The sequence below is a fragment of the Archangium sp. genome (assembly GCF_045802675.1).
Classification (GTDB): domain Bacteria; phylum Myxococcota; class Myxococcia; order Myxococcales; family Myxococcaceae; genus Archangium.
The window spans coordinates 127830-148382 of record NZ_JBJMQO010000005.1 but is presented as its reverse complement, the minus strand read 5'-3'; the positions used below and the strand labels follow the sequence as shown (position 1 = coordinate 148382).

The following is a 20553-nucleotide window of genomic DNA, read 5'->3' as shown; positions in this document are numbered from 1 at the left end:
GTCCCGATGAGCCATGCCTTCCCTGCCCACCCTGCCGCGCTACATGACGCGCTTCCGCTGCATCGCGGAGCGCTGTGAGGACTCCTGCTGCTCGGGGATGAAGGTGCCGGTGAGCGAGTCCCAGTGGCAGCGGCTACAGGCGGCGGAGTCGGGGAGCCCGGAGCACGCCGAGCGCCTGCGCCAGCACGTCTCCCTCAATCCTGGCGGAGCCTCGTCGGAGCGAGCCTTCATCGAGGTTCCCCTGCACGCAGACTGCCCCTTCCTGGACACGGAGCGGCTCTGCTCACTCCAGCGCCGCCACGGGGAGGCCGTGCTGCCGGACATCTGCGCCAACTTCCCGCGCATCCTCACGCGGTGGGGCGAGCGGCTGGAGGTCTCGGGGACGCTGGCCTGCCCGGAGGTGGCGCGCCTGTGCCTGCTGGCGGAGGACGCACTGGAGCCAGTGCCCGTGGACTCGACGTCCACGTTCGTGCCCCGGCCGGAAGTGGCGAGGCCCATTCCCGTGAACTCGGAGGACGCCTACTGCCTGCATGCGGAGACGCTCCGCGACGCCATGCTCCGGCTGCTGAGACAGAGCCAATACCCGCTCGCCTCGCGGCTCGCCATGCTCGGGCAACTGGCCTACGGACTGGACGGCTTCTACTTCCGGGGCACGGAGTCCTTCCGGGGAGCGGAGCGCGCCAGTGCCCGGGCCCGGTTGAAAGAGGAGCTCCAGCGCTTCGACATCCCAGAAGTGCTGGACGCGGTGCACGAGGACTTCACCGGGCTGTCGCTCCCGGGAGGGCCCTGCGTGGGCCTGTTCAGCGCGGTGCTGAAGGCGCGGGGGGCGACGGGCCGGGGCGAGCGCTTCACCACGTGGGTGCGGGGCGTCCTGGAATCACTCCAGCTCGAGGACGGTGGCGCGAGCGGCCCGGAGGCGGCCTGGCGAATCTACGTGGAGCGGTGGCAACACCTGGAGACCCACCACGGCGAGCGGGTGCGCCAATACTTCCACAACGCCGCCCTCCACCACCTCTGGCGCAGCCCGTTCACCGACTCGCCGAGCCTGCTCGCCTACGTGCTCCGCCTGGCCCTGAAGGTGGGGCTGCTACGCCTGACGCTCGCGGGCCATCCCCGGGTGGCCGCGCTCTGCCCCGAGCCCGCTTCCACCAGTGAGGCCCGGGAGCAACTGGACCTCGCGGCGGTGGAGACCTTCCAGCTCGTGGCGAAGCACGTGGAGCAGGCGCCGGAATTCCTCTCGCTCGCCGAGGGCCTCTCGGGCACGGGACGCGGCGCGGACACGCTGGGCAAGGTGCTCGTGTTCGCCACGTTCTGAGCGCCGGGGCGCGTACCGCCGTCAGCGAGAGACGCGCTCGACGGAGAGCGCCGTGCCCGGCGGGCGGTGGCTCCACTCCAGGAAGGACGCGCGGAACTCCTCCACCGTCCGCGCGAGCGCGCTCCCCGGCCGCATCGAGAGCGCCTCGCCGCCCCCCGCCCCCAGTGAGGCGAGGCCAATGACGAAGGGGCTCTCCGTGCCCGGGAAGGGCCGGGCGAAGAGCCCGCGGTCGGCCTCCATCCGGTACACCAACGCCGTGAGATGCCCGAGCACCCAACCCGAGGCCCTCTCGCGCGCCTCGGGCGAAGGTGCCTCGACGGAGATCACCAGCCGCACGGGTAGCTCGCGCTCGAGGTCCGCGGGCTCGAAGAGCGCCTCCCAGGCCGCCACCGAGCCCTCGGCACGAGCCCTCCGCACCACCTCGCGAGCCCGGGCGAGCTCCTCGCGCAGCACCCGGAGCGTCGAGCGCGACACGTTGCGAGCCGAGTTGCGCATGGGCAGCGTGGGCGCCACCACCGGCATGACGTCCCGCTTGTTGCCGAGCGGGTAGTGCGCCGTCTCCGCGGTCAACGTCAGGGGCTTGGGCCAGGACCAGGCGGAGAAGGTCTCGAAGAAGTGCGCGAGCAACCCGCCCTCGGAGCCCGCCGCCTCCCGGGGAGCGCGCGTACACGCCCAGGCCGCCATCACGGCCCAGGACAACCCGCCCAGGTACCCGAGCGCGTGCGAGTACACGCCGCGAGCCTTCGCCCACGAGCGCACGGCACGCAGCACGGTGCGGAAGCGCTCGGGCCCCGGCCCCTCCCGCTCCACGCAGTCGAGCAGCGCCCGCGTGTCCGTCCAGCCGTTGAGCGCTCGGAAACTGGCGGTGTCCAGCCGCTCGCCATGGCGCGCCAGCAACTCCGCCGGAGGACAGGGCTCCACGCCTTCCGGACGGCTCGCATAGGACAGGTCGAAAGACACGCCCTCGAGCGACAGCTTCACCATGGGAAGCGCGGCATCCGCCACGAAGCGCCCACTCGCGGGTCCCCGCTGCTCGGAAAGGAGGCCGATGAGCGCCCGAGCGAAGTCCTCGCGGGACAGGCTCGCGGGCCCGACAGCCACCGCGTCCACGTCGCTTCTGGCAGTGTCCGTACCGAGCAGGTACGAGCCATACGGGTGGAGCTCCGCTCCGAGCCGGGCACAGAGGGCTCCGAGCCGGCCCACCACCGCCTCGCGCGCGGCACGGGTCTCCTCGGAGGAACACTCTCCGCGAGCCGACAGCACGGCCCGGAGCGCGTCCTTCTTCTCGAGCTTCTCGGGAGTCGGCCGGCGTGGCCGTCCTCCGAGCGGCACGCGCCGACGTACCTCGAAGGGCCCATCACCGCGCCGGCTGACGAGACACACCTCGCCCACCTCGAAGCGGAGCGGACGCCAATCCCGCTCCCAGGCGGCCAGCGTGCGCCGGAGGTCCGCGGCCGCCGCGCGCGGGAGCTGCCCGACCGTCAGATGCGGAATGAAGTCGTGGACGAACTCGCGGCCATGCCTGCCCTGGCCTGGGAGGATTCCCTCGAGCGCGGCGTGCAGTGCCTTCACCGCGCCATGCGGGTGGGCATCCGGGCGGAGCCACGCCGTCACCTCCGAGCGGTGCTCGAAGTAGCCGAAACCCGAGAGCGTTACCTCGAAGGGCTCGAGGTCCCGGAGTGCCTCGGTGATGAGCACCTCCGCCTCGGCGAAGTGCTCCTCGGGCACGAAGGGGTAGAGCAGCGTCACGTGGGGCATCCAGCGCTCGAACTTCGAGTCGTGCACCGAGCGCAGGGCCTGGATGGGAGCCCACAGCTCCTCGGGAGGGATGAGCACCACGACCGACTGGTGGACGAGCGGCGCCGTGAGCTCCCGGGGCGCGGCCTCGACGGGCCTGGGCGCCGGGGCTCGGAGGGACGAAGTGCCACGGCGCAGCACACAACTCAGCCCGAAGTGGTCCGAGGCGAAGAGCGCATCCCCGCCAGGGGCTGGGGCACCTGGGAGGGGCTCCTCGGCGAAGAGGCCCACCTGGTGCGGAACGAACCGTCCCGAAGCCGAGCGCACGAGGACGCGATCGAGCCGCTGGCGCTTACCGGAGGTCGTCGTGAACGCGGCGAGAGCATTGCGCGAGGGGTCGAACGTATACCCCGCGTCACCGGGCTTCAGCGCCGCCCAGGCATCGACGAAACCGGCGCGCTGGAAGAGTTGGAGCTCGGGCGCGTCGTCGCCGAAGTTGAAGTCCCCCACGAGCGCGACCTCGGGCGAACCACTCCCCTGCCCTTCGAGAGACCGGGCCCAATCGAGGAGTGTCTGGACCTGGGTGGCGCGAGCCGCACCGCCTGAAGCCACCCGATTGCTCGTCAGGTGGAGCGTGGCGACCCACAGCGAGCCGCCCGGAAGCGCGAGCTCGCCCGCGATGATGCGCTTGTCCCGGGTGAAGACGCATTGACTCAGCGAGGCGAACGGGAAGCGGGACAGGAGCACCTGGCCATAGGGCTCGACGGTGGAGGCGGCCGGCCCCTCCGAGACGAAGTAGTGCTCGCGCACCCACTGTTTCTCGAGCAGCGCGTGGAGGAAGGGCTCGGTGACCTCCTGCAGGGCGATGACGTCGGCATCCACCGAACGCAGCAGGGAGAGCGCCGCGGCGGTGCGCCTCCGGGTGGCGAGCAACTCCGGGTCGTACAGGTCGAACAGGACGTTGAACGTGGCGACCGAGAGCTCCGCGGGAGCGGGATGGATTTCGGAGCCACGGGCCGGCCGTTCCGCCTCGACCCAGGCATGGGTCCGCGCGTCGTACCGGTAGACAGGCAGGGGCGTGAAGCGCGGAGTGCCCTCGGCAGAGGGAGAGGGAGAGGGAGACGGAGACGGAGACGGAGACGGAGGAGGAGGAGGAGGCGGCGGCGGCGGCGGCTTCACGGACGCCACCGGGGATTCGAGCGTGAGCGAGTCCGTCCGGTCGATGCGCTCGCGGCGGTCCCACACCTTCTGGTGGCCGCGCCGGAAGTACCAGACGCGGTGCCAGGGAATGTCCCCATCGGGGACGAAGGCCGCGAAGGGAACCTCCTCCATCTGCTCGCCCCGGGCGTCGTAGCCGATGACGAACTCGTGGGCGTCGAGCCGCGAGTCCCACCGGATGCGGTGGTACACCTCGCGGCTGGTCTGGAATCTGTCCTGAGACATGGCGGTGGCCCTCGCGAAACGAATGGAGACTCGGAGGGCCCTCGGATTCAGGGCGGGAGCAGCCGAGTAAGCACGAGTGTTGTGGACCTCGCGCGCCCCACCTGACGCGACGCCCGTGCCGGGCCTGACAAGAGGCTCAGGCCGCCTGCTCCTGGCCACGAGAGAACAACCGCCGCAGGTTGCGATGCCTCCAGCGGAAGGCCAACCGGAAGACAGCGAGGTGCAGTGCCCCGAGCAGGCGCAGCCTCGGGATGAACCGGACCGAGTCCGTGAGCCGGCACCCCGTCGCGGTGGGGGTGAGGATGCGCTCGTGGACCCACTGCTTCTGCGAGAGCATCACCGAGCGCTCGAGGAAGCGGCGGCCGGATTCGAACTCGGCGAAAGAGAGGTCGTCGTAGTCGATGGGCAGCAGTCCGAAGAGCAGGATCCAACTCCGGAACAACCGCTGGCCAAGTGGCGGGGACGAAGGCAGCCGGCCATCCGGCACGGGACAGCTCATGCGGACCAGCGGGAAGAACTCCCGATTGACGCCCCGCATGTCGGTCGCATGGGACCAGACCTCTTCGGGCGGCGCTCGAAGGTCGGACGAGAAGGAGAAACCGTACTCCTGAGTTGGCCCTGACATGTACTCGGCTCGTTTTCAGGCGGCCTGATCCTGCACCCGTTCGTCGCCGACGATGCGCCCGTCCGCCAGGCGCACGATGCGGTCTCCCACCGCCGCGGCCTTTGGATCGTGCGTCACCATCACCACCGTCAGCCCGCGCTCCCGCGTGGCCTCGCGCAACATCCGCAGCACCTCGGCACCCGTGCGCGAGTCCAGGTTCCCCGTGGGCTCGTCCGCCAGCAGCACCGCCGGCTCCATCAGCAGCGCCCTCGCCACCGCCACGCGCTGCATCTCTCCACCGCTCAGCTCGTCCGGCCGGTGGTGCGCCCGTCCTCCCAGGCCCACCATCTCCAGCAACACCTCGGCCCGCCGCCGCAGCTCCGCCTGCGCCCGCCCCGACAAGAGGCCCGGCAGCATCACGTTCTCCAGCGCCGTCAGCGTGGGCATCAGGTTGAAGAACTGGAACACGAAGCCCAACCGCTCGCGCCGGAAGGCGGACAGCTCGTCGTCCTTCATCTTCGACAGCTCGCGCCCGTCAATGCGCAGCGATCCCGAGCCCGGCACATCCAGCGCGCCCAGCAGGTTGAGCAGCGTGCTCTTCCCCGAGCCCGACGGCCCCATCACCGAGAGGAACTCGCCCCTCGGCACGCTCAGCGACACCCCCGCGAGCGCCCGCACCTCCGAGCGCCCACGCCGGTACACCTTCATCACCTCGAGCGCTTCGATCATATCTCCGCCACGCCGTCGCGCTCGGCCCAGCCCTCGAGGCCGTTGGGCAGGCGGATGCGCACGTAACGCCCCGTCTCCTCCATCACGCGCACCTTCAGACCCGGGTGCACCTCGAAGGACACCTTGGCCTCTTCCTTGGGGAACTCGCGTGCGCGCAGGGTGGGCGCCACCACCACGGCCTCGTGCAGCGTCTCGTGCACCCAGATGTGCAACGCCAGCAGCGCGCCGGACGGCACCGACGCCACCAGCAGCAGGACGCCCACCACCGCTGCCCAGGCGCGCCGGCCCGGGCGCAGCACGCGGAAGAGCAGCAGGAAGGCGAAGGCCGCCCCCCACGTCCCGAGGAACAGCCACGCCACCAGGTTGCCGCTCGTGGCGGCGACAATCCGGTGCTGGAAGGGCTCCTCGGGCGCGTTGCCCACCACCTTGTCGAGCTGCTTCGCCCGCGCCAGCGAGAGGTTCGCTTCCAGGTCCGGGCCCTCGCCACCGGCCCGGCGCGAGCGCTCGAAGGCGAGCACCGCGCGCCCCAGGTCTCCCTGCGCCAGGTACGTGGTGCCCAGGTTGTACTGGATGTCCGGGCCGCTGAAGCCGTGCGAGAGCAGCTTCTCGTAGCCCTCGCGCGCGGCGGTGTAGTCCTGCTCGAGGAAGGCCTCGTTGGCCTGCTGGAAGAGGGTCTGCGCCTCCTCGGGCGAGTAGTACCCCTGCCCCAGCAGCGTGGCCACGAGGATGGCGGTAACGGCGGCGCTCACTTGTCCCAACCCTCCATCACGGCCTCGGCGTCATCCAGGATGCGCTCGCGGGCGGCCGGCTCGGCACCGGGGGCGAAGCGTCCGGCGTCACAGGCCTCGAGCACGAAGCGCACGCGCTGGCGGCGCTCGGCATCCACCCGGGCCTCGGCCAGCTTCGCGTCCAGCGCGTCGCGCGTGAGGCCACCCACCGGCGCGTGCAGCCGGGCCTCCAGGAAGTTCAGCACGGCCTTCTCCACCTCGCCGTAGAAGGCGCTGGAGCTGCCTCCGCGCAGCTTCTCCGCCTCGGCCAGCCGCTTGCGCGCCGCCTTGGCCCGCTGCCGGTTGCGGCTGCCCTCGTCCTCGGTGGACAGCCGCCCGCGCACCAGCCCCACCAGGCCCAGCGCCATCAGCAGCCCCACCGGCGTCAGCACCGCCGGCACGAAGAAGGGACGCTGCCACACCGCGGCCGTGGGCTCCTCGAAGCGTGCCTGGTAGCGCAGCGGGCGCAGGCCGCTCGCGGTGAGGACGTTCTTCTGCTCGGACGCGGCGTCCGTCAGCCCCGAGGGCGAGGCCGTGGACCCCGAGGAGGACGCCACCCCACCCGCTCCCGGCTCCACGAGGATTTCCACGGGCTCGGTGCGGGACACCTCGTAGCGGCCCACCTTCGGGTCGAAGTAGGGGAACTCGAGCGCGGGCAGCGTGAACGAGCCCGTGCGCTGCGGCATCACCAGGTACTCCTGCACCCGGCGGCCCTGAATGCGCCACTTGTTGGGCACCACCTTGTCGGTGGTGGTCGGGTCATACACCTTGAGCGCGGCGGGGGCCTCGAGCCGGGGCGGGGTGACGTTCTTCACGTTGCCCGAGCCGTCGAGGATGACGCGCACGGTGACGGGCTGGCCCAGCTCCACCTTCGTCTGGGACACCTCCATGGACAGCTTCCAGTCGCCCACGTTGGCGCTCGACAGGCCCTTGGGCCCGCCGGGCGGCAGCGGCTTCACCTCGACCTCCAGGGTGTTGGAGACGCGGTGCACGCGGTGGCCGGCGAAGAGGAAGCCGGTGGTGATGTCCGCCTCGGCGGCGGTGATGGGCAGGGTGCCGCCCTTCATGGGGAAGAGCGCGCGCCGCCGCAGCAGGTAGGTGCGGTAGGGGATGCCGTTGACGATGCGCTGCTCGCCCGAGAGCTGGGTGGGGCTCTCCACGTCCTCGCTCCAGAAGCCCTCCAGCTTGGGCATGGTGACGGCGTCCACGCTGGAGAGGTCCACGCGCGAGTAGATGTAGAGCGAGAGCGTCACCTGCTCGCCCACGTACACCTGCTTCTTGTCGATGGTGGCGCGCAGGAACAGGTCCGAGTCCCCTCGGGGAATGCGGATGTCCTCCTGCGTGCGGCCCCCCGGCTCGTCGTCCTCCTCGTCGGCGAACGGGTCCTGCATGCCGCCGAGGCCCGGGAAGTTGCGGAAGGGGTCGGGCGGAGGCTGGCGCTGGGCCTGCGCGGCGCCGCCGACGTGGCCCTTGCGCACCGACAGCTTGACGGGCTCGGTGCGCCAGGTGCGGCCTCCGGCGGTGAGCACGGCCGGGGGGATGGTGAGGGCGCCGGGGCGGTTGGCCCGCATCAGCAGCACGTGCTTGCGCACCGTCTGGATGACGGGAGGCCCGCCCCCGCTCATCTCGATGGAGCGCTGGGTGCTCTGCGAGGACGACAGCACCTCGAAGTCCTCGGGCGCGGGGAACTGCACCTGCGCGGTGTCCGGCGGATCCACCACCACCACGGTGAGCTGGAAGACGTCCTCCGTGCCCACCTCGGTGCGATCCGCCGTCTGGTAGAACTCGATGCCCGCCGCCCACACCGGCAGGGCCGCCATCAGCAGGGCAAGCGCGGCCAGTGCCGCGAGGCCGCTACCAGTCCTTCTCATTGGGATTCCTCTGCCGCTTCTTCTGCTGGAAACGCCACAGCTGGAGATTCTTCTCGTTCTGCTTCATCGCATCCAGCAGGCGCTCGGCCTCCTGGCGATTGAGGTCCGCGGGGTTGACACCGGCATCCACCTCGTCGGCCTCGCCCTCGGTGCCACCGTCCGACTCGTGGCCCTGGTCCTCGCCCTCACCCGCGTCGCTCTGGCCCCCGTCCCCCTGGCCGCCACCGTCGCCCGGCCCGCCATCCTGTCCCGCGTCGGCGCCCCCATCCTGCTGGCCTCCGTCGTCCTGGCCGCCATCACCCGGGCCTCCGTCACCCGGGCCTCCATCCTGCTGGCCGCCGTCGCCCTGGCCGCCATCCTGCCCACCGTCCTGGCCTCCATCCTGCCCACCGTCCTGGCCCCCATCGGAACCCCCATCGGTGCCGCCGTCCTGGCCCGCATCCGCTGGCGTACCCCCATCCTTCTGACCCGCATCCGGACCCGCATCCGGGCCAGCGTCCGGGCGGCCGCCATCCTGGCCCCCGTCCTGCCCGGCGTCCTGGCCTCCATCGGTGCCACCATCCGTCCCGCCCTTCGGCGGAGGCAGGTTGCGCAGCAGCACCTCGTAGTTGTGCCGGGCCTGCTCGTCCGAGGGGTCCATGGTGAGCGCGCGGCGGTAGGCCTTGAGCGCCTCGCGCGTGTCGCCCAGCTGCGCGTGGAGGTTGCCCAGGTTGTACGTGGCCTTCTCGCGCAGGTCCGGCCGGCTGTTGGCGTCCGCCACGCTCTGGAAGGCCTGCTTCGCCTCATCGAGGCGGCCCATCTTCATCAGCGCATCGCCGCGGTTGAACTCCACCGCGGGGTCGCTCGGGCGCTCCTTCTTCGCCTGCTCGAAGGCGGAGAGCGCGTCCTCGTAACGGCCGGCGTCGAACGCCTGGCGCCCCTGCTGAATCAGCGGGTGCTCCTTCTCCAGCAGCCCCGCGGCCCGGGCCCCGGACGGCAGCACCAGACCCAGGGCCAGCAGCACCAGCGCACCCACGCGCATGCCCATGACTCCCCTGCTCACGACGACCTCCGGCGCGAGGATGGCAGCAACAACATGCCCAGCACCAGCAGCGCGAGCCCCGGCATGGCGAACCACTGGTAGCGCTCGTCGTAGCGGACGGTGACGCGGCTCTCCAGCTCGCTCTTCTGCATGCTCTCGACGCGCTCGAGCACCTCGGCCATGGCCACGCCGCGCGGCTGGTAGAAGAAGGCGCCGCCCGTGGCCTCGGCGATGCGGGTGAGGCCCGCGCGATCCAGGCGGGTAATCACCGTCTCGCCACTGCTGTCCTTCTTGTAGTCCACGAACTCGCCGCGGCGGTTGTAGACGGGGATGGGCTCGCCCTGCTCCGAGCCCACGCCCACGGTGAGCACCTGGACGTTGGCCTCCTTGAGCGCGCCCACGGCCTCGTCCACCTCGCCCACCAGGTCCTCGCCGTCCGAGAGCAGCACCACCACGCGCTCCTTGGCGCCGCGGTCCGCGTTCTCCAGCACCTGCTTGGCCAGAATGAGCGCCTCGCCGATGTTGCTGCCGCCCTGGGGCATCTGCTCGGGGTCCACCGCGCGCAGGAAGAGCTTCACCGCCGAGTAGTCCGAGGTGAGGGGCGACTGCACGAAGGCATCGCCCGCGAAGGCCACCAGGCCCACCCGGTCTCCCTTCAGCTCGTCGAGCAGCGCGGTGAGCTCCAGCTTGGCGCGCTCCAGGCGGCTGGGCTGCACGTCCTTGGCGAGCATGGACTTGGAGGCATCCAGCACCACCACCACGTCGATGCCGCGGCGCTTCGTCAGCTCGCTCTTGGTGCCGCACTGGGGCTGGGCCAGCGCCAGCCCGAAGAGGAGCAGCCCGAGTCCCTGGAGGCCGCCCTGCACCGCCGGGCGCCAGCGCGAGGTGCCGGGGGCGAGCTTGTCCACGAGCCGCGCGTGGAGCAGCGCGCCCACGCGGGTGCGCCGGCGCAGCGCCGACACCAGGGCCAGGGTACCCACCAGCGCGCCCACCACGCCCAGCGCGAGGTAGAGGGGCGTCGCGAACCCCATCTGGTAGCCGAGCAGGGTGAAGCGCCAGGGCTCCGACAGCGTCTTCCAGAGGTCCGCCAGTATCACGGGAACACCCTCAGGAAGGTGGAGCGCAGGAGGAGCTCCAGCGCCGCGAGTGCGAACGCCGCCAGCAGGAGCGGCTGGTAGTCCTCGTGGTAGTTGGCCGAGGCCCCGCCCTCCATCAGCTTGGAGCGCTCCAGCGAGTCGAGCACCTTCTGTAGGCCCCGCTTGAGGCCCTCGGGGTCGGTGGCGCGGTAGTACTCGCCGCCGGTGGAGTCGGCGATGTCCTGGAGGAGCTCGGGGTTGATGGGAATCTCCGTCTCGCGCCAGACGGTGTTGCCGAACAGGTCCGTGCCCTGGGGGAAGGGCACCTTGCCGCCCTTGCCCACGAGGATGGTGTAGATGGGGATGTGCAACGACTTCGCCATGCTGGCCGCGTCCAGGGGGGAAATCTTCCCGGCGTTGTTGTCGCCGTCGGTGATGAGCACCACCACGCGGCTCTTGGCCTCCGAGTCGCGCAGGCGGTTGAGCGCGGTGGCGAGCGCGTCGCCGATGGCGGTGCCGTCCTCGAGCACGCGGGTGCGCAGCTGCCGCAGCACCTCCTTGAGCACGCCGTAGTCGAGCGTCAGCGGCGCCTGCGTGTAGGCCGCGCCGGCGAACACCACCAGGCCGATGCGGTCGTTGACGCGGTTGGTGATGAACTCGCTGAGCACCTCCTTGGCCACGTGGAGGCGGTTCTGCGGGCGGAAGTCGCCGGCCTCCATGGAGGTGGACAGGTCGAGCGCCACGACGATGTCGATGCCCTCCACGCTCATGTCCCGCACGCGCGCGTCGCGCGACTGGGGCCGGGCGATGGCGAAGATGGCGGCGGCCACGGCGAAGGCGCGCATGAGGGGCAGCAGGGGCAGCATGTACGTGCGCGCCCCGCGGCCCTGCCGGGCGAGCAGGGTCGCCGCGGAGAAGCGCAGCGCGGCCCGGGAGCGCCGCTCCAGCCAGGCCCACACGAAGAGGACCGGCACGATCAGCAGCCCCCAGAGGTACTCGGGGTTGTTGTATTTATCGAGGTCCAGAAACATGGGACACGGGGGCCGCCTCGGGAGGCGGTGGAGGGGGCCAGGTCTTCGCCAGCAACTCGTAACCAAAGGACAGCGACTGGCTGCACATGTCCGGTGAGGACTCGGCCCGGGCGTACTTCACCAGGTCCGACTCGGAGATGAAGCGCATGAGCGCGTCCTCGGGCAGGCCGGGGGGATTGAGGCGCCGCAGCTGCGCCATCAGCTCCGAGCTGGTGCACTCGAGCGCGTCGAAGCCATAGCGCTCGCCGAGGTAGCCGCGGACGACCTCCGACAGCCGGAAGTAGAAGTCCTTCACCTTGCCCTGGGCGGGAAGGTTCTCGGACATGAGGGTGTCCAGCGCCCGGCGGGTGCGCACGTCCAGCGGCTGCAGCGGCTGCACCAGCGCCCTGGGACGGTCTCGGTACTTCTTGAAGAGCAGCACCGCCGCCACGGCCAGCAGCGCGGCGGCCACGAGCCCCAGCACCCAGAACACGAGCGCCCAGGAGCGGATGGCCACCTCGGTGGGCGGCTGGATGTCGTGCAGGTCCTCGCCCTTGGCGTCGGCGTCATCGGGCAGGGTGGAGCCCACCTCGAGCGTGCGGCCCGGGGCCACGAAGCGCTTGGGGCCTTCCGTCGGCGAGGACACGAGGAAGGAGAGGTTGGGCAGCGTGAGCATGCCCAGGTTGAAGGCGGACATCTTCAGCCGGAACACGGTGACGGCCGGCTCCTTGCCCGTCTGAGGCGGCGTGCGCGACTGCGACAGCACCTCGAAGTCCCCCAGCTCCGAGGGCAGCTCCAGCTCGTAGCGCTGCTCGGAGGGGTGGGTGATGACGAGCTCGTAGACGAAGGGCTCGCCCACCACGACGCGCTCGGGCTGCACGCTGGCCTGGAAGCCCTGGGGCTCCACGTCTGGCAGCTTCGCGCTCGACGGAGCCGCGGCGGGAGCCGGCGCGGCCGGGGCCTGGGCGAGGGCCGGCGGCACGAGGAGCAACGCGGAAAGAGCCAGCCACCTCATGCCGCCATCCTCCGGGAGCGGGCGCGGAAGAAGCGCACCAGGGCCATGCCATGGTCATCGCCCGTGCTCAGCTCCACGTGGTCCAACTCCAGCTTCTTGAAGAGCTTGCGCCGCTCCTCGCGCTGCGCCTGCATGGCGCGGGCGAAACGGCCCCGGACGAGCGGATCACTCGTATCCACCACGAAGCGCTCGCCCGTCTCCGGGTCCTCCAGCTCCACCAGCCCCAGGCGGGGAAACTCCTGCTCGAGCGGATCCGCGACGACCACGGGCACCAGGTCGTGCTTGCGGCCCACCAGGCGCAGCGGCTGCTCGTAGCCCTGGGTGAGGAAGTCCGAGATGAGGAACGTCACCGTCTTGCGGCGCGCCACGCGGTTGAGGTACGTGAGGCCCGCGGCCAGGTCCGTCCCCTTGCCCTTGGGCTGGAAGGTGAGGATGTCGCTCACCAGCCGCATCACGTGCGAGCGGCCCTTGCGCGGCGGCACCACCTTCTCCACCCGGTCCGAGAAGAGGATGAGCCCCACCCGGTCGTTGTTGGCGATGGCGCTGAAGGCGATTTGCGCGGCCACCTCGGCGGACACCTCGGCCTTCGAGCGCTCGCGCGAGCCGAACTCCTCCGAGGCCGACACGTCCACCAGGAGCATCACCGTGAGCTCGCGCTCCTCGGTGAAGACCTTGACGTAGGCCTCGTTCATGCGCGCGGTGACGTTCCAGTCGATGATGCGGATTTCGTCACCGGGCTGGTACTGGCGCACCTCGGAGAAGGCCATGCCCCGGCCCTTGAAGACCGAGTGGTATTGGCCCGCGAGCATGTCCGACACCACCTTGCGGGTGCGGATTTCGAGCTTGCGGATGCGGCGGATGATGTCCTTGGCGAGCACGGCGCGCCCCCTGGCCTCTCCCCTACCCGGTTATGGAACCTCGACGCGGTCGAAGACGCGCTGGATGAGCTTCTCGGTGGTGAGCTCCTCCGCCTCGGCCTCGTAGGTGAGGGCGATGCGGTGGCGGAGCACATCGAAGGCCACGGCCTTCACGTCCTCGGGCGTCACGAAGCCGCGATGGCGCAGGAAGGCGTGGGCCCGGGACGCCTGGCTCAGCGCGATGGTGGCGCGAGGGCTCGCGCCGAACTGGATGTAGTCCGCCTGGTCCTTGAGGCCGTAGCGCCCCGGCTCGCGCGTGGCGAAGACGACGTTGAGGATGTAGTCCTTCACCTTCTCGTCCATGTAGATGGAGTGGACGAGCTCGCGGGCGCGCACGAGGTTCTCCAGGCCGATGACCTTCTGAGCCTGCGGGGGCTTGCCGCCGCTCATGCGGTCCATGATGACCTTCTCCTCCTCGCGCGTGGGGTAGCCGACCTTCACCTTGAGCATGAAGCGGTCCACCTGGGCCTCGGGCAGCGGGTAGGTGCCCTCCTGCTCGATGGGGTTCTGCGTGGCCAGCACGAGGAAGGGCGAGGGCAGCGGGAAGGACTGGTCGCCGATGGTGACCTGGCGCTCCTGCATGGCCTCGAGCAGCGCGGACTGCACCTTGGCGGGGGCGCGGTTGATTTCGTCCGCGAGCACCACGTTGGCGAAGACGGGACCCTTGCGGACGGTGAAGTTGGCCGCCTGCTGGTTGTAGATCATCGTGCCGACCACGTCCGCCGGCAGCAGATCCGGCGTGAACTGGATGCGCATGAACGAGGCATTGATGCTGTCGGCGATGGTGCGCACCGTGAGCGTCTTGGCCAGGCCGGGCACGCCCTCGAGCAGGACGTGGCCGTTGCACAACAGGCCGATGAGGATGCGCTCCAGCATGTAGCGCTGGCCGACGATGACCTTGCCGACCTCGTGGTTGAGGACCTCGACGAAGCTGCTCTCCTGCTGGACGCGCTCGGTGAGCGCCCGGATGTCCGTGTTCATATGTGCCGTCTCGACTGTCCCTGGAGGAGGCGGGCAGCCTAGGGGGTGTAGGTACGCGGCTCAACAACGCAGTACGCCGCGCATTCCTGTAATTTCGGGAGTCTGTACCACCCCTCGGAGGGAGGCGGAATGGCCGGAACGAGAAACCCGCACGGGGTAGCCCCGTGAGCCCTCGCGAGCCGGGGCCGGTGGAGTGGCAGATGCTGGAGGCGTGGGCCCCCGAGCTGGCCGCCCGGAGGTGCCCCGTGCCGGGAGGCGGGGAGCTGCGGCTGCTCGAGGGGGGAGAGGGCTCGCCGGTGGTGCTGCTACACGGGCGGGGGAACGCGGCGAGCATGTGGTTGCCACTCCTCCCGGAGCTGGCCCGGAGGCACCGGGTGCTGGCGGTGGACCTGCCGGGCTTCGGGTGCTCCTCGGTACCCCAAGGGACACTGAGGACGGCCGAGGACGGGCTGCGCTTCTTCGTCGAGCCGGTGGAGGCGCTGCTGTCCGGGCTGGCGCCGGGGCCGATGACGCTGGTGGGGCACTCGCTGGGCGGGCTGGTGGCGCTGGAACTGGCGCTGCGACGCCGGGTGCCGGTGAAGCGGCTGGTGCTGGTGGACGCGATGGGCCTGGGCCCGGAGATGGCATGGGATGCGCGCCTGTTCTTCCGCGTGGGTCCCGAACGTGTGGCGCGAGTGCTGGGGCCGAAGCGCTTCCGGCGCCTCGCGCCGCTGCCGGACACGCCGGAGAACCGGAGGCTGGAGGCGCTGGCCTACGAGCTGCTGACGGTGCCCGGAGGCAGACCCGAAGCCACGCGGGCCTTCAACACGCTGGTGCCGCTCACGGGCGGCGTGTTCCACCGCTTCGAGCGGCTGGGCGAGGTGAAACTGCCCACCCTGCTCTACTGGGGCGAGCACGACACGGTGCTGCCCGTGTCACTGGCCAAGGCCGCGGTGAAGGTCATGCCGGAGGCGAGGCTCGTGAGGGTGCCGGCCGGGCACAGCCCTCACCTGGAGCAACTGGACCGCACCCTCACGGAGTTGAAGGCTGTACTCGAAACGCAAGCGATTGCGTAAAGGTTTCCATCACTTTCACAGCCCCATCAAGACAATGCGTCAGTAGACAACGCCTTCGCACTTCTCGATAGCGGCCTTGAGTTCATCCTCGGTGGTTCCGCACCGCTTCGCCTCCATCGGAGCGAAGAGCGACACGGCCATCGTGGAGGGCGGGTCCCTGTACTGGCCCTCCACTACGATGGGGCGAAAGCTTCCCGGCCACTGGATGCGGTCGAGTTCCTGGCTCCTGCCAATGGGGTCCAAGAAGGTGAAGCCGGGCCACTTGGGAAAGCGCAGGGTCGTGGGGTCGCAACCCATGAAGCGGCAGCCGTCGAGGCGGGCCTCGGTGAAGTCGCAGCCCTCGATGAAACCGTGCTGATACCACGGCAGGCTGCTGTATTCGGGCCAGTGGCCGAAGTCACACCCTGACAGCCGACCCTTGAACCGGCAGCCTTTCAGGGACGCGGCCACCCAGCTCTGGTAATTCTTCAACTCCTGCCTCACCTCGAAGGTGCAGTCGATGAAGCGGGGCTGCTTGAGACTCAGGTGCCGAGCGGACACCTTCAGCACGAGGGTACAGTTCTTCAGCGTCAGGTTGGGGCCGAGGATGTAGTTCGCCTTCTTGTCCGTCAGCTCCAGCCGCTCGTTTTCGATTTCCCGGTCCTTGAAGACGACGTTACCGAGCCAGTCCATCGCTGCCCCTTTCAGAAGGTGAGCATCCGGAAGAACTCGCCCGCCATGCGCCGACCATGCCGCGCCAGATTCGACGCCGATCCGGAGAGAATCTCGTACCGGGTGCCCGTTGCCGGGTCAACCACGTCGACGCCCTTGCTCAGGCTGAAGTCGTAGAGGAGCTCGAACTGCTCTTTCACCCTGACTTGTACGTAGCGCCCCCGGGCCTCGCGCTCCAACAACCGAGCCAGCCAGTATTCGCCCTTCTTGACGGCCTCGTCGATGGCCTTGCGCTCATTACGCGAGAGCTTGTCGGGCCCCCATTCGTTGGCTGCGCGGGTGACAGCTTCCTGGAGCATGTCCCCCACCTTGTCCTCGACCGGGATGTCCGCGAGGGACTTCCCGCGTGGGAGGTGCCAGCGTTGTCCATTGGCAAGCTCCACTTGCATGTTGCCACCCCGATGGCGCATGACAATGGTGGAGCCGCGTCCTCCCGAAGTCGGCCCACCAACCCCACCCTTCTTGAGCATCACCACCGCGAGCGGGCCTTGGGGCGAGACCGTTACCGTTTCCACTGCCGCCACTGCCCGCGCAAGTGCGCTCTCCTGGGCCAGTACGCCCTCCATTGCGACCTCGGGCGCCAACACGGCAGCCCCGCCCTGTGCCTCCCACTGAGTTCCCGCCAGACTGAAGCCCGGCAGTAACTTCACCCGCACGGCCACTTCGCCCAGCGTGCGTCCCGTGAGCGCCCCCACCGCCAGAATCATCGCCCTCGCCGCGTCCGTGCCCAGAACCTTGGCGAACCGCGCGCCCGCCTCACGCAACTCCGCGAAGGTGGTGGCCTCATGCGCCCGGGTGACCAGGAGAGCCCACCCATCCAGCAACCCCCACAGCGTGTCCACGCCCAACCACGCCACGAGAATCACCGTCAGTCCTGCGGCAAGCAGCTTGGTGGTCGGCTCGGGCACCAGCCAGGACGTCAGGTACAAACCGACGGTCCACACGCACATGGCCATCAGCGCGCGGGGATTGAGCTCCCGCCCCAGCGCCTCGCGCGTCTCGTCCAGCACCGAGCCAAAGGCCAGCGCGAGCGCCAGCGTGTATCGGTCGTCCGCGTGCAGGTAGGGCCCGTCGTCGAAGAAACCCAGGCAGTCACCCCCGCCCCAGGGCCTGCACCAGTCTTCGTACCTGGCACGTAATGCAGCATCCGCCTGGGGCGTGAGGAGGTTGCTCTCGTCCACGGGCACCAGGGTGAGAACTCGACCCCGGCTCACCTCCGCCAGCCAGGTGCCACTCAGTTCCAGGCTCGTACCCTGCTGCGCCATCTGCTCCTTCAACAAATCGAGCGCGGCCTGCCGGGGTGTCTTCCCATTCAACTGCACCTCACGAACGAGCCGCTGGAAGGTGCGCTGGAATGCGGCCTTGTCCACCGGCACCGGCCGGGTGGCCACCATTCCCGGCTCGATGACCGCTACGTCGTACTGCCGGGCATCCACGGCATCGCTCGGAGGCGAGCCACGAGAGTGCACTCGGGGAGCACTCGCGCAGGCGGTCAGCAAGATCAGCAGCGCGGCTCCAGCTTGGCGCAATGCCATGGCCCACCTCCCGTGTGGAATGGCCGACCTGACAGAGTAGAGAAGCACGCCGCCACGAGGAACGATGCTCGCGGTCTCTCCCCGCGCCCCTCACTTCCAGGTCAGCTGTCTACTCAAGAGGTCATGGGATGATAGGGTCGCGCCGGACAAGCGCATCGGAGCCCATCGTGCAGATCACGACCTGGTTCATCGCGAAAGAAGACGAGGCGGAGGCGATCGAGTCCATCGTCACGACCGAGGAGCACTCGCCTGAGGATTGGACATACATCGAGCTTCCACTCATCGAGATGGAATTGATGGCGCTCTCCGCCGCGCTCCGGAAAACCGAAGACCTCACGTCAGAGCGCACCTTGGAGAAACCGCTCATCTTCCGCGAGGAGGACGGTCTCATCATCGCGCGCGTCACGGATTCCTTCATCCAGGCGCTTGCCCAGGTCACGGACCAGAACCTGCCCGGCCTCGCCGACGCCTGGGAGGAGCGCATCGATGAGGAGAACCTCGAGCCGGAGCAGCTGCGCGAAACCCTCTCCAACCTCGTGTCCTTCGCACACAAGGCCGTGGTCCGCCGCAGCCCGGTGCTGTCGCTCGCGACCTTCTGACGGATGGCCGTCAGGAGTCCCCGCCAGTAACGTCCATGGGAATCCTGTACTCCCCACCCGGAGACGCCCATGACCCGCGGACACAAGACTCCCGAGCAGGACTCGACCGAGGGAACGGCCCGTCTTCGTGGCTACGAGCAGGTGGACCGGCTCTCCGTCCCCCTGCCCCACGGTACCGAGGTGACGACGCGCGTGGAGCGCGTGGCCGGTGACCGGCGCGTCCCCCAGGGCGTGGTGGGCCGCGTGGTGCGCGCCCGCGGCGGTGGCTTCGACGTGCAGGTGGTCGGCGTGGGCGAGCTCTGGTACGCCCGCGACGAGCTCGTGCCTCGCAAGCCGGGCCAGCTCCAGTTCGCGCTCCGGCGCGCCGCCACCTGGGACGCCCTGCGCCCCTGCGTGGTGCTGGAGACCGTGGTGGGCTCGCAGGCCTGGGGCCTCGCCAACGAGGCCTCCGACGTCGACCTGCGCGGCGTCTTCGGCCTGCCCCTCCCCTGGCACTTCGGCCTCGCCGACAAGGCGCGCGACCTCGTCAGCGCCGATGGCAGCCACACGTACTGGGAGCTCTCCAAGGCCGTGGAGCAGGCCCTGCGCGCCGACCCCAATACCCTGGAGATGCTCTTCGTCCCCAGTGCCCGCGCCTCGGACGAGCTGGGCGAGTGGTTGCTCTCCGAGCGCGACGCCTTCGTGTCCAAGGCCATCTTCGGCAGCTTCGGCCGGTACGCCATGAGCCAGCTCGACAAGCTCACGCGCAGCCAGCGGCTCGCCGAGCACCGTGACCTGGTGCTCGAGTGGCTGTGCGAGGAGCCCGCGCCGAACCTGGACGAGGTGGCCCGGCGGCTCGCGGCCATCTCCCCGCGCCAGGCGCCCTCGCCCGAGGACGCGCTGCTCGCGGCCAAGACGTACCTCAAGCAGCTCTACCGCTCGCTGTGGGACCAGGGCCTCATCGAGGCCAACGACTTCGCCGCCCTCACCCGCTATGCGCGCGGAGGCGGCCAGCGTCCGCCCAGCGCTCGCGAGCTGCGGCCAAAGAACGCCTACAACCTCTTGCGCCTGGTGGTGCTCGCCACCGGGTGGCTGCGCGAGGGGGTGCCCACCTTCGAGGTCACCGGCACCTACAAGGCGCGCATGTTGGAGATCAAGGCCGGACGCGTCCCGCTGGAGGAGGTGCTGCGGGACGCCGAGGCGCTCGCACCGGAACTGGAAGAGGCCCACCGCACCAGCACACTGCCGCAGCTCCCGGACTACGGGCGCGCGGACCGGCTGCTGCGGCGCGTGGGCGAGGAGCTCGCGCGGCGCTGGGTGCACCAGGTGCCCGGGCCTTTCGGCAATGAGGCCCCGGCGCCTCCCGCCGTCGAATGGAAGGAAGAAGAGTCATGACGGACCATCTGATGACGGAGCACCAGCGGCGCGTGGCCCACCGTGCGCTCGACGAGGAGTCCGCCAGGCGCGAGCACCTCGTCGTGTCCCTCTCGGGCGCGCACGCGTATGGTTTTCCCTCGCCCGACAGCGACCTGGACCTCAAGTGCATCCACATCACCCCCACCACGCAGTTGCTCCGGTTGGAGCAGCGCGGCGGCGCCAACGCCGAGCGGCTGGAGATGGTGGACGGCGTCGAGGTGGACTACTCGTCCAACGAGGTCGGCCCCGTGCTGTTCGGCGTGCTGCAGGGCAATGGCAACTACCTGGAGCGGCTGCTCGGGGCGAACACGCTGCGCGGCTCGGCCGAGCTGGAGTCCCTGCGTCCCGTGGTGCGCGGTGTGCTCTCGCGGCGGTTGCACCGGCACTACCGCGGCTTCGCCCACGGCCAGCTGCGCGAGTGGGAGAAGACGGGCTTCCGCTCCACCAAGAAGCTCCTCTACGTGCTGCGCACGACGCTCACCGGCACGCATGCACTCCTCACTGGCGAGGTGGTGATGGACCTCACCGCGCTGATGGACCGGTATGGCTTCAGCGCGGCGGGCGAGCTCGTGGCTTGGAAGCGGCGCGGAGAGCGCAGCGAGCTGCCCGAGGGGCTTTCCGAGCACTGGCGCGGTGAGGTGGAGCGGGCCTTCGAGCGGCTCGATGCGGCGCGTGAGCACTCGGTGCTGCCCGAGGATCCCGTGGGCACCGAGGAGCTGGAGGCGTGGCTGCTCGAGCTGCGGCGCTCGCGGTTCTGAGGCAGCACGGAGGG

At 69.9% G+C, this 20553-nt stretch carries 18 protein-coding genes; 5 read left to right on the top strand and 13 right to left on the bottom strand.

The window, feature by feature from the left end:
• Positions 1–13: 13 nt before the first annotated feature.
• Entirely contained in the window at positions 14–1315 is a 1302-nt protein-coding gene (fliB, locus tag ACJ8AN_RS01320) for a flagellin lysine-N-methylase (RefSeq protein ID WP_407753341.1), read from the top strand.
• A gap of 21 nt (positions 1316–1336) precedes the next feature.
• Here fliB and ACJ8AN_RS01315 read toward each other — a convergent pair whose 3' ends face one another.
• From ACJ8AN_RS01315 to ACJ8AN_RS01265, 11 genes are all read right to left on the bottom strand, one after another.
• Positions 1337–4495, bottom strand: coding sequence for a poly(A) polymerase (locus tag ACJ8AN_RS01315; protein WP_407753340.1), 3159 nt, complete (start codon positions 4493–4495; stop codon positions 1337–1339).
• 136 nt (positions 4496–4631) lie between these two features.
• On the bottom strand, positions 4632–5120 hold the full coding sequence (locus ACJ8AN_RS01310; RefSeq protein ID WP_407753339.1) for a hypothetical protein: 489 nt from the start codon (positions 5118–5120) through the stop codon (positions 4632–4634).
• 15 nt (positions 5121–5135) lie between these two features.
• Complete coding sequence (locus ACJ8AN_RS01305; RefSeq protein WP_407753338.1) at positions 5136–5828, bottom strand: ABC transporter ATP-binding protein; 693 nt, start codon at positions 5826–5828, stop codon at positions 5136–5138.
• Positions 5825–6577 (bottom strand): SH3 domain-containing protein, encoded by a 753-nt coding sequence (locus ACJ8AN_RS01300; RefSeq protein ID WP_407753337.1) that lies wholly within the window; start codon positions 6575–6577, stop codon positions 5825–5827. Before ACJ8AN_RS01300 ends, ACJ8AN_RS01305 begins: the two co-directional genes overlap by 4 nt.
• Positions 6574–8466, bottom strand: coding sequence for a BatD family protein (locus ACJ8AN_RS01295; RefSeq protein WP_407753336.1), 1893 nt, complete (start codon positions 8464–8466; stop codon positions 6574–6576). The genes ACJ8AN_RS01300 and ACJ8AN_RS01295 overlap by 4 nt, the downstream gene beginning before the upstream one ends.
• The gene (locus tag ACJ8AN_RS01290; RefSeq protein ID WP_407753335.1) at positions 8450–9508 is read right to left on the bottom strand and encodes a tetratricopeptide repeat protein; all 1059 of its coding nucleotides are present in this window, start codon (positions 9506–9508) and stop codon (positions 8450–8452) included. Before ACJ8AN_RS01290 ends, ACJ8AN_RS01295 begins: the two co-directional genes overlap by 17 nt.
• Positions 9505–10518, bottom strand: a complete 1014-nt coding sequence (locus ACJ8AN_RS01285) for a VWA domain-containing protein (RefSeq protein WP_407753382.1) — start codon at positions 10516–10518, stop codon at positions 9505–9507. The genes ACJ8AN_RS01290 and ACJ8AN_RS01285 overlap by 4 nt, the downstream gene beginning before the upstream one ends.
• Positions 10519–10580: 62 nt before the next feature.
• Positions 10581–11594 (bottom strand): vWA domain-containing protein, encoded by a 1014-nt coding sequence (locus tag ACJ8AN_RS01280; protein ID WP_407753334.1) that lies wholly within the window; start codon positions 11592–11594, stop codon positions 10581–10583.
• Positions 11575–12588 carry a hypothetical protein gene (locus tag ACJ8AN_RS01275; protein ID WP_407753333.1) on the bottom strand — a complete coding sequence of 338 codons (1014 nt, stop codon included), beginning with the start codon at positions 12586–12588 and terminating at the stop codon, positions 11575–11577. Before ACJ8AN_RS01275 ends, ACJ8AN_RS01280 begins: the two co-directional genes overlap by 20 nt.
• Positions 12585–13466 carry a DUF58 domain-containing protein gene (locus ACJ8AN_RS01270; protein ID WP_407753332.1) on the bottom strand — a complete coding sequence of 294 codons (882 nt, stop codon included), beginning with the start codon at positions 13464–13466 and terminating at the stop codon, positions 12585–12587. Before ACJ8AN_RS01270 ends, ACJ8AN_RS01275 begins: the two co-directional genes overlap by 4 nt.
• Before the next feature lie 30 nt (positions 13467–13496).
• Positions 13497–14486 carry an AAA family ATPase gene (locus ACJ8AN_RS01265; RefSeq protein ID WP_407753331.1) on the bottom strand — a complete coding sequence of 330 codons (990 nt, stop codon included), beginning with the start codon at positions 14484–14486 and terminating at the stop codon, positions 13497–13499.
• Positions 14487–14650: 164 nt separating this feature from the next.
• On the opposite strand from ACJ8AN_RS01265, the gene ACJ8AN_RS01260 reads away from it, so the two are divergent.
• Positions 14651–15541, top strand: coding sequence for an alpha/beta fold hydrolase (locus tag ACJ8AN_RS01260; RefSeq protein WP_407753330.1), 891 nt, complete (start codon positions 14651–14653; stop codon positions 15539–15541).
• Positions 15542–15580: 39 nt separating this feature from the next.
• Here ACJ8AN_RS01260 and ACJ8AN_RS01255 read toward each other — a convergent pair whose 3' ends face one another.
• Positions 15581–16213, bottom strand: coding sequence for a pentapeptide repeat-containing protein (locus ACJ8AN_RS01255; RefSeq protein WP_407753329.1), 633 nt, complete (start codon positions 16211–16213; stop codon positions 15581–15583).
• Positions 16214–16224: 11 nt separating this feature from the next.
• The gene (locus ACJ8AN_RS01250; RefSeq protein ID WP_407753328.1) at positions 16225–17787 is read right to left on the bottom strand and encodes a hypothetical protein; all 1563 of its coding nucleotides are present in this window, start codon (positions 17785–17787) and stop codon (positions 16225–16227) included.
• A gap of 128 nt (positions 17788–17915) precedes the next feature.
• Between ACJ8AN_RS01250 and ACJ8AN_RS01245 the strand changes: the two genes are divergently transcribed.
• The 3 genes from ACJ8AN_RS01245 (at position 17916) to ACJ8AN_RS01235 (ending at position 20539) form a co-directional block, all read left to right on the top strand.
• Positions 17916–18386, top strand: a complete 471-nt coding sequence (locus tag ACJ8AN_RS01245; RefSeq protein WP_407753327.1) for a hypothetical protein — start codon at positions 17916–17918, stop codon at positions 18384–18386.
• Positions 18387–18455: 69 nt separating this feature from the next.
• A complete protein-coding gene (locus ACJ8AN_RS01240; RefSeq protein WP_407753326.1) occupies positions 18456–19760 on the top strand; it encodes a DNA polymerase beta superfamily protein in 1305 nt (434 codons plus the stop codon).
• Positions 19757–20539, top strand: coding sequence for a DNA polymerase beta superfamily protein (locus tag ACJ8AN_RS01235; RefSeq protein WP_407753325.1), 783 nt, complete (start codon positions 19757–19759; stop codon positions 20537–20539). The genes ACJ8AN_RS01240 and ACJ8AN_RS01235 overlap by 4 nt, the downstream gene beginning before the upstream one ends.
• Positions 20540–20553: the final 14 nt, after the last annotated feature.